The organism is Streptomyces sp. NPDC056161, assembly GCF_042268025.1.
Classification (GTDB): Bacteria; Actinomycetota; Actinomycetes; order Streptomycetales; family Streptomycetaceae; genus Streptomyces.
Map to the genome: position 1 here is coordinate 64380 of NZ_JBHJUV010000045.1, position 15258 is coordinate 79637.

A 15258-nucleotide genomic window follows, 5' to 3' on the forward strand; every position below is an offset into this window, starting at 1 on the left:
GTCCGGCGGAGCGCGGGAGACCGCGTGGCCGGCCCGACGGCGCCGCTGACCGGCCGGCGCGGCTCGGGCGCCGTTCCCGGCGGCCCGGCGTCGACGGCCCTCGCTACCATGCACCCGTACCAGATCATCCGGCGTGAGGAGGCACACGCATGGCAGGGGAACAAGCGGACGGAACACCGCGGGACGACTGTCTGTTCTGCAAGATCGTCGCGGGTCAGATCCCGGCGACGATCGTCCGTGAGACCGAGACCACGCTCGCCTTCCGGGACATCAACCCCCAGGCGCCCACGCACGTCCTGGTGATCCCCAAGGCGCACTACCGCGACGCGGCCGAACTGGCCTCGGCCGCCCCGTCGCTCGCCGCGGACGTGCTGCGCGAGAGCAAGGCCGTCGCCGACGAGGACAAGCTGGAGAGCTACCGCACCGTCTTCAACACCGGCAGCGGCGCCGGCCAGACGGTCTGGCACGCCCACGCGCACGTCCTCGGCGGCCGCGGCATGCAGTGGCCGCCCGGATAGACCGCCGTGTCCGTCCGTGAACTGGTGGTGCTCGGCACCGCCAGCCAGGTCCCCACCCGGCACCGCAACCACAACGGCTACCTGCTGCGGTGGGACGGGGAGGGGATCCTCTTCGACCCCGGCGAGGGCACCCAGCGCCAGATGCTGCGGGCCGGGGTCGCCGCCCACGACCTGAACCGGATCTGCGTCACCCACTTCCACGGGGACCACGCGCTGGGCCTGGCCGGGGTGATCCAGCGGATCAACCTGGACCGGGTGCCGCACGAGATCACCGCCCACTACCCGCGCTCCGGGCAGCGCTTCTTCGACCGGCTGCGGTACGCCACCGCCTACCGGGAGACCGTCGAGCTGACCGAGGCCCCGGTGGACCGCGACGGCACCCTCGCGGCGACCCCCGCCTACAGCCTTGAGGCCCGCAGGCTGTCGCATCCCGTCGAGTCGTACGGCTACCGCCTCGTCGAGCCCGACGGGCGCCGGATGCTGCCCGAACGGCTCGCCGCGCACGGGATCGCGGGACCGGACGTCGGACGGCTGCAACGCGCGGGCGTCCTGCGCGGAGTGACGCTCGACGACGTCAGCGAGGTGCGGCGCGGGCAGCGGTTCGCGTTCGTCATGGACACCCGGCTGTGCGACGGGGTGCACGCGCTGGCCGAGGGCTGCGACCTGCTCGTCATCGAGTCCACCTTCCTGGACGAGGACGCCGGACTGGCCGCGGAGCACGGGCACCTGACCGCCGGGCAGGCCGGCCGCGCGGCCCGGGACGCCGGGGTACGACAGCTGGTGCTCACCCACTTCAGCCAGCGCTACCCGGACCCGGATCTCTTCGAGCGGCAGGCCCGGTCCGCGGGCTTCGAGGGGGAGCTGACCGTGGCGTACGACTTGCTGCGCGTGCCGCTTCCCAAGCGCAGGTGAGAGAGCCGGGACCGGTCGCGGTGAGCCGGTGAGCCGGTGAGCCGGTGAGCCGGTGACCGGTCGCGGTGACGCGGTGACGCGGTGACCGGGTGACCGGTCGCGGTGACTGGTCGCGGTGACGGCGGTGACCAGTTGTGGCGGTCGGAGTGGTCGGAGTGGTCGGAGCGGGTGGCGCCCTGGTGACCATTGACGCCCGCTGTTCGCGTACCTAACCTCTGTTTTCATATGTGGATGTCGGCCGCGTGGGGAGATGAGCACGGGTGACCACCCAGACGGGCACGGTGGGGCACCCCGGCGACCCGGGAACCCGGCCGACCACCGGACTCGACCTCGTGGGAGCCGCCCTGTGACCCGGGACCTGACCATCGCCGAGACCCGGCTGACCCCGATCCTCGTAGCCGATCCGCCGCTGCTGAACACGCAGGGCGTGCACCAGCCGTACACGCCCCGGCTGATCATCGAGGTGATCACCGCGGACGGCGTCACGGGGATTGGCGAGACCTACGGGGACACCAAGTACCTGGAGCTGGCAAGGCCGTTCGCGCGTCGGCTGACCGGACGCCGGGTGTCCGACCTCAACAGCCTGTTCACCATCATGGACGAGGTCGCGGTGGACTCCTCCCGGGTGAGCGAGGCCGTCGACGTCGGCGGCCTGCGCGGCGTCCAGACCGCCGACAAGCTCCGGCTGTCCGTCGTCTCCGGCTTCGAGGTCGCCTGTCTCGACGCCCTCGGCAAGGCGCTCGGCCTGCCCGTGCACGCGCTGCTCGGCGGCAAGGTCCGCGACGCCGTCGAGTACAGCGCGTACCTCTTCTACAAATGGGCCGACCACCCCGAGGGCGTTCCCCACGAGCGGGACGACTGGGGCGCGGCCCTCGACCCGGCCGGGATCGTCGAGCAGGCACGGAAGTTCACGGACCGGTACGGCTTCACCTCCTTCAAGCTGAAGGGCGGCGTCTTCCCGCCCGCCGAGGAGATCGCCGCCGTGCGCGCCCTGGCCCGGACCTTCCCCGGCCACCCGCTGCGGCTCGACCCCAACGGCGCCTGGTCCGTCCCGACCGCGCTCACCGTCGCGAAGGAACTCGCCGACGTCCTCGAATACCTGGAGGACCCGGCGCTCGGCACCCCCGCCATGGCCGAGGTCGCCGCCGGACTGAAAGGGATGAAAGGGCCGGAAGGGCTGAAGCAGCCGGAAGGACCGAAGGGTCCGGAAGGACGGAAGGGGTCGGAGGGGCGGAAGGAGCTGGATCCGGAGGGGCTGAAGGAGGCGGTGGGAAGCGCCTCGGACCAGGGCGGACCGCGACCGGACGGTGGGCTTCCACTGGCCACCAACATGTGCGTGACGACCTTCGCCGAGATCCAGGAGGCGTTCACCGCGGGCGCCGTCCAGGTGGTGCTCTCCGACCACCACTACTGGGGCGGACTGCGCAACACCCAGCAACTCGCCGCCGTCTGCCGGACCTTCGGCGTCGGCGTCTCCATGCACTCCAACACCCATCTGGGGATCAGCCTGGCCGCGATGACCCACGTGGCGGCCACCCTCCCCGACCTGCACCACGCCTGCGACACCCACTACCCCTGGCAGTCGGAGGACGTCCTCACCGAACGCCTCACCTTCACCGGCGGCAGCCTCGCCGTGCCGGACGCGCCCGGCCTCGGCGTCGAACTCGACCGCGACCGGCTGGAGTTCCTGCACCGCCGGTGGGCCGCCGACGACGGACGGCTCAGGGAACGCGACGACGCGGCGGCGATGCGAGTCGTCGATCCCGAGTGGGTCACCCCGGCCGTCCCCCGATGGTGAGGTCCCCGTCAGTGAGGTCCCCGTCAGTGAGGTCCCCATCGCGAAGTCTCTATTGGGCGGCGGCGCCGGGTGACGGCACCGGCAGGCGGCGCGAGTCGCGCCGCCCGGTTCGCCCGGGATGACCGTTCCCCCGGGCGGCGCCCGACCCGTTCCCACGGACACCAAGGGGCACTTCTGTGGCCCAAAGTGACTCCCGTCACGGAAAAAGGGTGCACACTGGCTTGATCCGTACCACGTCAGGGAGCACACCGTGACCGCGTCCAACGCGATGGCCCGAGAGGAACCGGAGCACCTCACCCAGCCGCAGCACGGGCAGGTCCACGTCGACCCGCTGGCCGCCCTGCGCGCGCCCGGCGACCCGCCCTGGGACGTCTACCTGACCGGCACCGTCTTCCTGGACATCATCTTCACCGGACTCGACTCCGCCCCCGTACGCGGCACGGAATCCTGGGCCCGCGGCATGGGATCCAGTCCCGGCGGCGTCGCCAACATGGCCGCGGCGCTGGCCAGGCTCGGCCTGCGGACCTCCCTCGCCGCGGCCTTCGGCGACGACCACTACGGCGAGTACTGCTGGGACGCGCTCGCCCAGGGAGAGGGCATCGACCTGTCCGCCTCGCGCACGGTCCCCGACTGGCACTCCCCGGTGACCGTCTCCATGGCCTACGAGAACGAACGCACCATGGTCTCCCACGGCCACGAGCCGCCCCCCGAGGGAACGGCCCCCGACTGCCCGCCACGCGCGCGTGCCGCGGTCGCGGCCCTGACCCCCGGCATCAGCGCCCCCTGGATCGCCCAGGCCGCCCGCGAGGGCACCCGCATCTTCGCGGACGTCGGGTGGGACGACACGGGCGCCTGGGACCTGGCCGGGCTCGCCGACCTGCACCACTGCGAGGCGTTCCTGCCCAACGCCGAGGAGGCGATGCGCTACACCGGTGCCGCCTGCCCGCGGGCTGCGGCGCACGCGCTGACCGATCACGTACCGTTGGCCGTGGTCACGCTCGGTGCCGAAGGCGCCTACGCGGTCGACCGGCGCACCGCGGAGACCGCCGAGGTCCCCGCCATCGCCGTGGAAGCCCTCGATCCGACGGGCGCCGGTGACGTCTTCGTGGCGGGTTTCGTCACCGGCACCCTGGCCGGCTGGCCGCTGGCGGACCGGCTGGCCTTCGCCGGACTCACCGCGGCGCTGTCCGTCCAGGAGTTCGGCGGCTCCCTGTCGGCCCCCGGCTGGGCGGAGATCGGGGCCTGGTGGCGGCGGGTGCAGTCGGTCGACGGCCAGGACCCGGCCGCCCTGCGGCGGTACGCGTTCCTGGAGCGGCTGGTGCCGGAGGAACGGATCCGGCCGTGGCCCCGCCGCCGCGCGGTCCCCACGATCGGCTTCGGCCGCTCGGCGTGACACCGTCCGACAACCGCGCGCCGCTCGGCGTGACGCCGGACGGCCCCATGCGCCGCTCGGCGTGATGCCGGAAGGCCCCGGCGCCACTCCGCGTGGCGCCGGACGGCTCCCGCGCGCCACTCCGCGAGACGCCGGACGGCCCCCGCGCACCCCATCTTGAGCCGTCCGCACCCTCCCCGTCCCATATCACCCGATGAAAAGCCCTACGGCGTTGTCGGTGCCCCGTCGTAGTCTTGGAAGCGCGAGGCCGCCCTCAGCTATGCGGCCGTGACGAGGAGGAACCGCAGGCCTTAAGCGCCGGCCCATGACTCAGACACCCACAGCTCACAGCCCCGCGCAGGAGCAGGCGAGAGCACAGATCACGGTCCCCGCCCAGCACCCGATGGTCACCGTGCTGGGTTCCGGCGACTCCCTCCTGCGCGTGATCGAGACGGCCTTCCCGGCGGCCGACATCCACGTCCGGGGCAACGAGATCAGCGCGGTCGGCGACCCAGGTGAAGTCGCCCTCATCCAGCGCGTGTTCGACGAGATGATGCTGGTGCTCCGCACCGGACAGCCGATGACGGAGGACGCAGTGGAACGCTCGATCGCCATGCTCAAGGCGAGCGAGAACGGGGAGAGCGACGGCCAGGAGACCCCGGCCCAGGTGCTGACGCAGAACATCCTGTCCTCGCGTGGCCGCACGATCCGCCCCAAGACCCTCAACCAGAAGCGCTACGTCGACGCGATCGACAAGCACACGATCGTCTTCGGCATCGGCCCCGCAGGTACCGGCAAGACGTATCTCGCCATGGCCAAGGCCGTCCAGGCGCTCCAGTCCAAGCAGGTCAACCGCATCATCCTGACCCGCCCCGCGGTCGAGGCGGGCGAGCGCCTCGGCTTCCTGCCCGGCACCCTCTACGAGAAGATCGACCCGTACCTGCGCCCGCTGTACGACGCCCTGCACGACATGATCGACCCGGATTCGATCCCGCGGCTGATGGCGGCGGGGACCATCGAGGTGGCGCCGCTGGCGTACATGCGGGGCAGGACCCTCAATGACGCCTTCATCATCCTGGACGAGGCCCAGAACACCAGCCCCGAGCAGATGAAGATGTTCCTCACCCGGCTCGGCTTCGACTCCAAGATCGTGATCACGGGTGACGTGACCCAGGTGGACCTGCCGAACGGCACCAAGTCCGGTCTGCGACAGGTCCAGGACATCCTGGACGGGGTGGACGATGTCCACTTCTCCCGGCTGTCGTCCCACGATGTCGTACGGCACAAGCTGGTGGGCCGTATCGTCGACGCGTACGAGAAGTACGACAGCAAGCACGGCACCGAGAACGGCACGCACAAGGGCGGCCGGAGCAAGGCCGGGCACAAGGGGAAGTAGACAAGCACAGCACCATGTCGATCGACGTCAACAACGAGTCCGGAACCGAGGTCGACGAGCAGGCGATCCTCGACATCGCCCGCTACGCACTCGCGCGGATGCGCATCCACCCGCTCTCCGAGCTGTCGGTGATCGTCGTGGACGCCGATGCCATGGAACAGCTGCACATCCAGTGGATGGACCTGCCGGGCCCGACCGATGTCCTGTCCTTCCCGATGGACGAGCTGCGACCGCCCGGCAAGGACGAGGACGAGCCGCCGCAGGGACTCCTCGGCGACATCGTGCTGTGCCCGGAGGTCGCAGCGAAGCAGGGGGCGGAGGCCCCGACGCAGCACTCCATGGACGAGGAACTCCAGCTGCTCACCGTCCACGGAGTGCTGCACCTGCTCGGCTACGACCACGAGGAGGCCGACGAGAAGGCCGAGATGTTCGGCCTCCAGGCGGCCATCGTGGACGGCTGGCGTGCGGAGAAGGGCCTGACCGGCCCGTCCCCGGCGCCCACGGTCTCCTAGGCGGGGCCGCCATGAGTGCCCAGATCGTCCTCGGCGCGGTCGCGCTGGTCGTCGTCGCCTGGCTCGCCGCCTGTGCGGAGGCGGGCCTCGCGCGCGTGTCCAGCTTCCGCGCCGACGGGGCCGTGAAGTCCGGCCGCCGCGGCAGCGCCAAGCTCGCCCAGGTGGCCGCCGACCCCACCCGTTACCTCAACGTCGCGCTGCTGGTCCGGGTGGCCTGCGAGATGGCCGCGGCGACCCTGGTGACCTACGCCTGCCTGGAGGAGTTCCCCGGCTCCACCGCCGAGGCCCTGCTCGTCGCCGTGGCCGTCATGGTCCTCGTGTCGTACGTCGCCGTCGGTGTCTCCCCGCGCACCATCGGCCGCCAGCACCCGCTCAACACGGCCACCGCGGCGGCCTACGTACTGGTGCCGCTGGCCCGGGTGATGGGCCCGATCCCGTCGCTGCTCATCCTCATCGGCAACGCGCTCACCCCCGGCAAGGGCTTCCGCCGCGGCCCGTTCGCCTCCGAGGCGGAGCTGCGCGCGCTGGTCGACCTGGCCGAGCAGGAATCGCTGATCGAGGACGACGAGCGCCGGATGGTGCACTCGGTGTTCGAACTCGGCGACACCCTGGTGCGGGAGGTCATGGTCCCGCGGACCGACCTGATCGTCATCGAGCGGTACAAGACCATCCGCCAGGCCCTCACCCTGGCCCTCAGATCCGGTTTCTCGCGCATACCGGTCACCGGTGAGAGCGAGGACGACATCGTCGGGATCGTGTATCTGAAGGACCTGGTCCGCAAGACGCACATCAGCCGTGAAGCGGAGAGCGACCTGGTGTCCACGGCCATGCGGCCCGCCGTCTTCGTGCCCGACACCAAGAACGCCGGCGATCTGCTGCGGGAGATGCAGAAGGAGCGCAACCACGTCGCGGTCGTCATCGACGAGTACGGCGGCACGGCCGGCATCGTCACCATCGAGGACATCCTGGAGGAGATCGTCGGCGAGATCACCGACGAGTACGACCGCGAACTGCCGCCCGTGAAGGAGCTGGGCGACGACCGCTACCGGGTCACGGCCCGTCTGGACATCACCGACCTCGGCGAGTTGTACGGGATCGAGGAGTACGACGACGAGGACGTCGAGACGGTCGGCGGGCTGCTCGCGAAGGCACTGGGCCGGGTGCCGATCGCCGGTGCCTCGGCCGCCGTGGAGCTGCCGGACGGCCGGGAGGTGCGGCTGACGGCGGAGGCCGCGGCCGGCCGCCGGAACAAGATCGTGACCGTGCTGGTGGAGCCGGTGAGCCCGGCGGAGGAGCCGGTCAAGGAGGACGAGTGACTCCCGGGGAGCTGCGTTCGTTCTGCCTCTCCTTCAACGCGTCGGTGGAGGACTTCCCGTTCAACCCGGAGACCTCGGTCTTCAAGGTGCTGGGCAAGGTCTTCGCGCTGACCGGCCTGGACGGCCGCCCCCTGAAGGTCAGCCTCAAGTGCGACCCGGAGGACGCGGTCCGGCTGCGTGCCGACCACCCGGGTCTGATCGTGCCGGGCTGGCATCTGAACAAGCGGCACTGGAACACCGTCACGGTGGACGGCGAACTCCCGGACCGGCTCGTCCGGGAACTCGTCGAGGATTCGTACGACCTCGTCGTGGCCGGTCTGCCACGAGCCGACCGACTCCGCCTCGACCGCCCCTGAGACGGCTGTTCCTGAGACGATCGGCCCTGAGACGACCGCCCCTGACACGGCTGTTCCTGAGACGATCGGCCCCTGAGGCGACTTCCTGAGGCGACTGCTGCTGAGAATCCGTGCCCGAGGAGTCGTCCCCACCCGGGGCGGACACCCCGTCGCGGGCCGGTCGGCGGGCGCCTTCGTATGCTCGGGGCATGACCGACAGCACCGGGCTCGACCCCGAGGACCGCAAGATCGTCACCCTGGCCCGTTCCACGCGGGCCCGCAACGGCGTGCCCGAGGGCGCGGCGGTACGCGACGAGACCGGCCGTACGTATGTCGCCGGGACCGTCGGCCTCGCCTCGCTGCGGCTCAGCGCCCTGCGGACCGCGGTGGCGATGGCGGTGGCGTCCGGGGCGACGTCGCTGGAGGCGGCGGCCGTCGTGACCGAGGCGGAGGGCGTGTCCGCGGAGGACCTGGCGGCCGTACGGGATCTCGGCGGACCGGGCACACCCGTGCTGGTGGCCGGGGCCGACGGGGTCGTGCGGCTGACCTTGTCGGCGGACTGACCGCCGCGGTTCCGGAAACCCTCCGGAGGGGTTCCGAAGCGGTTCCGAAGCGGTTCCGGAGGGGTTCCGAAGCGGTTCCGGAGAGGTTGGCCGAATCGGCCGGATTTCCACCTTGCCGCCGCCGTTGCCCCGCGCATCAATGGAACCGCAAGTAACCGACGGACCGTCAGATCCTGGCCCCCACAGAGTGCCCGCACCCACCTGGTCCGGGGCCGTCCGTCGGCGCGTACCTCCCGTCCATCCCCACATGGCATTCCCAGGCAACGGGAAGGGAGCCGGATCCCCATGAGAGGCAAGCGAACAGCAACTGGTGCGGCACTGGCGGTCGGGGCCCTCGCGGTCACCGGACTGGCCTTCGCGCCCACCGCCCTGGCGGTCAGCCCGCAGTCGGCGACGCTCACCGCGGACTGCGGGACCTTCGGCGGCGGCGCGGCCACGCTCACCGCCACGCAGAGCGGCACCGCGGCGACCATGACCCTCAAGTCCACCGCGGTCACCGCACCGCTCGCGCTGTCGGCGGACTCGATCACGTCCAAGCTCACGCTGGTCAAGGCGAGCGGCGGCACGGTGGTGTTCAGCGGCAAGAAGAACCCCGCCATGGCCGCCGGTGACCCCGTCTCCGTCGGCCCGCTCAGCGGCACCGTGGCGTCCGGCGACAGCCTGGAGGCATACGGCGGCTCGCTGCAGATGACGGTCTTCGGCATCACCATCACCTGTAAGGCGACCGGCAAGCAGTCGCCGGGACCGTTCGTGTTCGACTGAGCCCGCTGAACGACCCGACGGGCAGGCCGCGGCAGGAAAGCTGACACCTTGTCAGTTTTCCTGCCGCTTCTCCATTGACTTCTCACGCTACCTCCACATCAATGGCCCCCTGGCGGCGCAGCCCAGCCGCTGCGCCCGCAACCCTCAGGAGGGGGCCCATGGGTTCGACACTCCGAAGATCCGCACGGTGGCGCTGGGCATCGCTGCTCGGCGCGACCGCGCTCGCGGTCACCGCGGGCGGCGCCCTGGCCTGCCCGGCAGGCGCCGAGGGCAGCAACGTGGACTTCGCCACCCACTGCATCCCGCCCGCCATCGCGGGCCTGCCGCCGATCGACGGCACCACCACCGCGAACATCTCGGTGGACGACACGAGTCCGGCGGTCGGCGACACCGTCACCGTGACCTACACGGTGGTCACGGCCGCCGCAGGCAACCCCACCGACCTCGCCCTGCCGGCCGACATCATGACGCCGACCGGGAAGGTCACCCTCGGCGGCGCACAGAGCGGAAGCATCACGGTCGCGGGGCCGAAGAAGAACGTACCCGTGCCGGGTAAGGGCGCTTTCCCGTCGTTCTCCATGACCGGGACGTTCACCGTCACCTCGCCCGGCGCGATCACCCTGTCGCCCGGCGACTACAACATCCACACCAGCTACATCCTCGAACTGGACACGCCCTGCACGGTCACCGACCCGCCCGCCCCGGTGTCCGAGACCGTCACGGCGACCTCCGGCACGCCCGCCAACACCCGTGCCATCTCGCTGAGTTCGGCCTCGGGTGACCCGGGTGCCGCGGTCACCGTGAGCGGCAGCGGCTTCACGCCGGGCGCGAGCGTCACGCTGGCCGGGCGGTCCGGGGCCGCGCAGACCGCGGACACGGCGACCGCGACCGCGAACGCCCAGGGTTCCTTCAGCGGTTCCCTGGTCGTCAACGACCCGGCCACCACCGGGATCGTGGCCTACGAGGGCAGCGCCTGGAACGCCGACCGGGGTGCCGGACCGGCGGCGTACGTCGTAGGCGGCACCACGCCCGTCCCCGACGGCAGCCAGAAGCTGACCACCACCGTCAAGGCGGGCACGCTGTCCATGTCCCAGGCCGGGGACGCCGGGGACGACGTCGCGCTGTCGGCGGTCGACTTCGGCCGGGGCGGTGCCTCGACGGGCGACCTGCGGACGGTGACCGTCAAGGACTTCCGCGGCGGGCCCGCGGGCTGGTCCCTGACCGGCAAGGTCACCGACTTCACCGGTCCCGGCGGCCGGATCGCCGCCGGGAAGCTGAGCTGGTCTCCCGCCTGCGCGACCAAGGCGGGCAGCCCGAGCACCTGCGCGGCCGGTTCGCCGGGCACCGTGGGCGCCTCGGGGGCCACGCTGGCGCAGACCCCCGACGGGACCCTCACCGGCGGTGAGTTCACCGTGGACGCCGGGCTGTCCCTGGACGTACCGGCGTTCACGCCCCCGGGCGCGTACTCCGGCGTCCTCACGCTCACCCTCACCTGACCGCACCCGACACCGGTGGCCGGGCGCCCCTCCACCCGGGTCCGCACCCGGAGGGGTCCGCACCCGCCCGACCGCCACGACCTACGCCCGCGGGGGTCCGCACCCATGCGCAAGCCGTACGCCCTCCTGCTGAGCCTGTGCTGCCTGCTCCTCGGTCTCACGGCCACGCCCGCGCGGGCCGCCGACAACGGCAGCTGGTCCGTCCAGCCGGTCGCCTCCGAAGCCGCCGCGCGCCCGTACTTCTACCTCTCCGCCGACCCCGGCCAGACCATCGACGACGAGGTGGCCGTCGCCAACAAGACCGCCGAACCCCTCACCTTCCGGCTGTACGCGGCCGACGCCTACAACACCGCCCGGGACGGCGGCTTCGCCGTGCGGACGGCCGACGAGCGGATGCGGGGGGTCGGCGCCTGGGCGAAGCCCACGAAGTCCCGGGTCACCGTCCCCGGACACCGCACCGTCAAGGTGCCCTTCACCCTGCGCGTCCCCGCCGACGCCGAACCGGGCGACCACCCGGGCGCGATCGTGGCGATCGACGAGCGGATCGATCCGGGCGCCGGATCGGTGGCGCTCGGCGTGCGGCGGGCGGTCGGCGCCCGCGTCTATCTGCGGGTGAGCGGCCCCGCGGTGCCCGCGCTCGCCGTCGAGGACGTCCGCGTCGGCCACCGTCAGCCGCTCGTCCCCGGTCTCGGCGACAGCACCGCGACCGTCTCCTACACGCTGCACAACACCGGCAACGTGACCCTCGACCCGAAGGTGGAGCTGACGGCGCGGGGCCTGTTCGGCCGTACGCTGCTGGCGCGCGACCTGACGGGGATGCCCGCCGAACTGCTGCCTGGTCAGCGGGTCCGGCTCACCGAGCCGTGGCGGAACGCGCCCCAGTTCGACTGGGGGAAGGTCACGTTGACGGCGCACGCGACCGGCACCCGGCAGTCGGCGAGCGCCCCGTTCCTCGCCCTGCCGTGGCTGGTGGCGGCGGTGGTGTGTGCCGCGGCCGTGGCGGGCGCCGCCCTCCTGGTCCGGGCCCGCAGGGCACGCCGGTCCCGCGCCCGCTGCCCGTCGGTACCCGTACGCCCGTCACCGCCGACGGAGACCACGACGGGCCGCGTACGGCCGTGACGCCCGCCGGTGCGTGCGGTGGGCCCGGCGGGACGGCCGAGCCGGCTGCTTCCCGCGGCGGGACCGCGACGCCGGCTGCCTCCCGCGCCGGGTCGGCGATGCCGGCCACTTCCCGCGGCGGCTCGCGCGTGACCGTGATGTCGGCCTCTTCCCGCGGGGACCCGGTGGGGACCGCGACGCCGGCCGCCTCCTTCGCCGGTCCGGGCGGGACTCCGGTACCGGCCGCCTCCCGCGGCGGCCGGGGCGGGACTTCGGCACCGGCCGTCCGCCGTACCGAGCCGCGTTCGGGATCAGGGACAATGGGCGGCATGAGCGTTCGTACCCAGTCATCCGAGCAGTCGGCCGAGGCCGTACACCGCGCCGGCTTCGCCTGCTTCGTGGGCCGGCCCAACGCGGGCAAGTCCACCCTCACGAACGCGCTGGTCGGGCAGAAGGTGGCGATCACCTCGAACCGGCCGCAGACCACCCGGCACACGGTACGGGGCATCGTGCACCGCCCCGACGCCCAGCTGATCCTGGTCGACACCCCCGGCCTGCACAAGCCGCGCACGCTGCTGGGCGAGCGGCTGAACGACGTGGTCCGCACCACCTGGGCCGAGGTGGACGTGATCGGCTTCTGCCTGCCCGCCGACCAGAAGATCGGTCCCGGCGACCGCTTCATCGCGAAGGAACTGGCCGGTATCCGGAAGACCCCGAAGGTCGCCGTCGTCACCAAGACCGACCTGGTGGACTCCAAGGCCCTCGCCGAGCAGCTGATCGCCATCGACGCGCTGGGCAAGGAGCTGGGCTTCGAGTGGGCGGAGATCGTCCCGGTGTCGGCGGTCGGCGACAAACAGGTGGAACTCCTCGCCGACCTGCTGGTCCCGCTGCTGCCCGAGGGCCCGGCACTGTACCCCGAGGGTGACCTCACGGACGAGCCCGAGCAGGTCATGGTGGCCGAGCTGATCCGCGAGGCCGCGCTGGAGGGCGTCCGGGACGAGCTGCCGCACTCCATCGCCGTGGTCGTCGAGGAGATGCTCCCGCGCGAGGACCGCCCCGCGGACCGGCCGCTGCTGGACATCCACGCCAACCTCTACATCGAACGCTCCAGCCAGAAGGGCATCGTCATCGGCCCCAAGGGCCAGCGCCTGAAGGACGTGGGCATCAAGTCCCGCAAACAGATCGAGGCACTGCTGGGCACGCCGGTCTTCCTCGACCTGCATGTGAAGGTGGCCAAGGACTGGCAGCGCGACCCCAGGCAGCTGCGCAAGCTCGGGTTCTAGACACCGCGGGCACCGCCCGCACCCGGCCGGACGGTCAGGGCCGGGTCGCTGTCATGTCCTGTAGGCCCAGCACGCACAGCAGCCGGAGCCGCTCGTGGGACTCGGTGCCCGGACGGGCCGTGTGGATGACGAGGTGATGGTGCTGCTCGTCGTCGAGCAGCACCTCGCAGTCCATCTCCAGCAGACCCACCAGCGGATGCCGGAACCGTTTCGTCGTCGCGCGGCGCACGGCGACCTCGTGCTGTTCCCACAGCCGGGCGAACTCCTCACTGGCCGCCCGCAGTTCGGCGACCAGCCCGGCCGGTTCGGGGTCCGTGGGGCGGGCCGCCGCCACCGCCCGCAGCCCGGCCACGTGCTGGCGCGCGTGCTCCGCCCGGTCCTGTGCCGGGATCATCTGGCGGGCGGCCGGCTCCAGGAAGAACCGGCGGATCAGGTTGCGCTCGCCGGGCGGCCGGCCGGCCAGGTCGCCGGAGAGCGCCCGCGACGCCGCGTTCTGGGCGAGGACCTCACCGCAGTCCGTGATCACCAGAGCGGGGGTGTCGTCCAGCCGGTCCAGGACCAGCAGCAGGCCGGGGCGTACGTGCCCGGACGCGGCCTCGCGGCGCGGCGGCTCCTCGCCCGCCAGATGGAAGAGGTGGTCGCGTTCGTCGTCCCGCAGGCGCAGCGCCCGGGCCAGCGCGGTCAGGATCGGGCGGGACGGGCGCGGGCCGCGGGACTGCTCCAGACGCGCGTAGTAGTCGACGGACATGCCCGCCAGGGAGGCCACCTCCTCGCGGCGCAGGCCGGGCGTACGCCGCCGCGGGCCCGCGGTCAGACCCACGTCGCGCGGGTCCAGCCGGGCACGGCTGCGGCGCAGGAAGTCGGCGAGTTCGGCTCGGTTCACCCCTTCAGCCTGGCCCAGTCCGTCCGGCTTATCCAGGGCCTCCCGATCCTCTGATCGGGAGGTCTCTCCCGGTGGTCGCCCGTCCGTCCCAGGGTGGAGGCACCAACCGAGAGGAACAGATCATGCTGACACTCGTCACCGGCGCCACCGGACAGGTCGGCCGCGGCCTGGTGCCCCGGCTGCTCGCGCAGGCCGGGCCCGACGAGCGCGTCCGGGTCCTGGTGCGGGACGAGAAGCGCGCCGCCGCCTACGCCGACCTGGGCGCCGAGGTCGCCGTGGGTGACCTCCGTGACACCGACGCGCTGGGCGGGGCCGTCGCCGGGGCCGACGCCGTCGTCAATGTCGCCGCCGCCTTCCGGGGCGTACCCGAGGAGGAGGCGCTGGCCGTCAACCGGGACGCGGCCCTGGAGCTGGGCCGGGCCGCCGTCGCCGCGGGCGTACGGCGTTTCGTGCAGGTGAGCACCGGCCTCGTGTACGGCTCCGGACGCGCCCGCCCGCACGTCGAGGACGACGACAGCGTGCCCGGCGGGGACCTGTGGGGCGCCTACCCGCGGTCCAAGGCGGCGGCCGAGCACGCGCTGCTGTCCGACGCGGCCTTCGCCCCGCTCGACGTCCGGGTGGGCCGCCTCGCCTTCGTGTACGGCGACGGCGACCCGCATCTTGCCCGGTCCGTGGGCTGGCTCGCCGACTGGCCCGCGGCCAAGCGCTTCCACCTGGTCCACGTGGCCGACGTCGCCCTGGGGCTGACGCGGCTGCTGTACGCCCCCGGCGTCACCGGCCGCGTCTACAACATCGCCGACGACACCGCGGTCACCGCACTGGACATCCACGGCATCCTCGGCGTCGGCCTGCACGAGGAGGCCCACACCCGGACCGACCCCGATCCCTGGTACGGGGTGATGTCCACCGACCGCATCCGGCGCGAACTGGGCTTCCGCCCGCTGTACCCGACGCTGTGGACGGCCCGGGACGCGGGCGCCCTGTGACGGCCCCGGCGGCCGGGCAGTGCCTGCC

At 72.4% G+C, this 15258-nt stretch carries 15 protein-coding genes; 14 read left to right on the forward strand and 1 reads right to left on the reverse strand.

The genetic code is table 11. The features are described 5' to 3' along the window. The first annotated feature begins 149 nt into the window (after positions 1–149). The 13 genes from ACFC09_RS33340 to era all read left to right on the forward strand — a co-directional run bounded on the left by ACFC09_RS33340 (position 150) and on the right by era (position 13361). Positions 150–518: a histidine triad nucleotide-binding protein gene (locus ACFC09_RS33340; protein ID WP_376534426.1), complete on the forward strand. Its 369-nt coding sequence runs from the start codon at positions 150–152 to the stop codon at positions 516–518. Between the two features lie 6 nt (positions 519–524). Beyond that, the gene (locus tag ACFC09_RS33345; protein WP_376534428.1) at positions 525–1430 is read left to right on the forward strand and encodes a ribonuclease Z; all 906 of its coding nucleotides are present in this window, start codon (positions 525–527) and stop codon (positions 1428–1430) included. 346 nt (positions 1431–1776) lie between these two features. Further along, positions 1777–3228, forward strand: coding sequence for a glucarate dehydratase family protein (locus tag ACFC09_RS33350; protein ID WP_376534430.1), 1452 nt, complete (start codon positions 1777–1779; stop codon positions 3226–3228). A 268-nt stretch (positions 3229–3496) separates the two neighbouring features. Next, positions 3497–4621, forward strand: coding sequence for a carbohydrate kinase family protein (locus ACFC09_RS33355; protein WP_376534465.1), 1125 nt, complete (start codon positions 3497–3499; stop codon positions 4619–4621). Between the two features lie 304 nt (positions 4622–4925). Next, on the forward strand, positions 4926–5996 hold the full coding sequence (locus ACFC09_RS33360; protein WP_376534432.1) for a PhoH family protein: 1071 nt from the start codon (positions 4926–4928) through the stop codon (positions 5994–5996). A 14-nt stretch (positions 5997–6010) separates the two neighbouring features. Continuing rightward, positions 6011–6508: an rRNA maturation RNase YbeY gene (ybeY, locus tag ACFC09_RS33365; RefSeq protein ID WP_376534434.1), complete on the forward strand. Its 498-nt coding sequence runs from the start codon at positions 6011–6013 to the stop codon at positions 6506–6508. An 11-nt stretch (positions 6509–6519) separates the two neighbouring features. Beyond that, the gene (locus ACFC09_RS33370; RefSeq protein WP_376534436.1) at positions 6520–7824 is read left to right on the forward strand and encodes a hemolysin family protein; all 1305 of its coding nucleotides are present in this window, start codon (positions 6520–6522) and stop codon (positions 7822–7824) included. After that, complete coding sequence (locus ACFC09_RS33375; protein ID WP_376534438.1) at positions 7821–8180, forward strand: MmcQ/YjbR family DNA-binding protein; 360 nt, start codon at positions 7821–7823, stop codon at positions 8178–8180. Before ACFC09_RS33370 ends, ACFC09_RS33375 begins: the two co-directional genes overlap by 4 nt. A 188-nt stretch (positions 8181–8368) precedes the next feature. Continuing rightward, the gene (locus ACFC09_RS33380) at positions 8369–8722 is read left to right on the forward strand and encodes a cytidine deaminase (RefSeq protein ID WP_376534440.1); all 354 of its coding nucleotides are present in this window, start codon (positions 8369–8371) and stop codon (positions 8720–8722) included. Between the two features lie 285 nt (positions 8723–9007). Continuing rightward, positions 9008–9484, forward strand: coding sequence for a hypothetical protein (locus ACFC09_RS33385; protein WP_376534442.1), 477 nt, complete (start codon positions 9008–9010; stop codon positions 9482–9484). Between the two features lie 158 nt (positions 9485–9642). Further along, on the forward strand, positions 9643–10980 hold the full coding sequence (locus ACFC09_RS33390) for a beta-xylosidase (protein ID WP_376534443.1): 1338 nt from the start codon (positions 9643–9645) through the stop codon (positions 10978–10980). Between the two features lie 105 nt (positions 10981–11085). Then, positions 11086–12099 carry a WxL protein peptidoglycan domain-containing protein gene (locus tag ACFC09_RS33395; protein WP_376534445.1) on the forward strand — a complete coding sequence of 338 codons (1014 nt, stop codon included), beginning with the start codon at positions 11086–11088 and terminating at the stop codon, positions 12097–12099. Positions 12100–12407: 308 nt separating this feature from the next. Next, positions 12408–13361, forward strand: coding sequence for a GTPase Era (era, locus tag ACFC09_RS33400; protein ID WP_376534447.1), 954 nt, complete (start codon positions 12408–12410; stop codon positions 13359–13361). A gap of 34 nt (positions 13362–13395) precedes the next feature. On the opposite strand, the gene ACFC09_RS33405 is transcribed toward era, so the two are convergent. After that, a complete protein-coding gene (locus ACFC09_RS33405) occupies positions 13396–14244 on the reverse strand; it encodes a helix-turn-helix transcriptional regulator (protein ID WP_376534449.1) in 849 nt (282 codons plus the stop codon). A gap of 122 nt (positions 14245–14366) precedes the next feature. On the opposite strand from ACFC09_RS33405, the gene ACFC09_RS33410 reads away from it, so the two are divergent. Then, the gene (locus ACFC09_RS33410) at positions 14367–15230 is read left to right on the forward strand and encodes an NAD-dependent epimerase/dehydratase family protein (protein ID WP_376534451.1); all 864 of its coding nucleotides are present in this window, start codon (positions 14367–14369) and stop codon (positions 15228–15230) included. Positions 15231–15258: the final 28 nt, after the last annotated feature.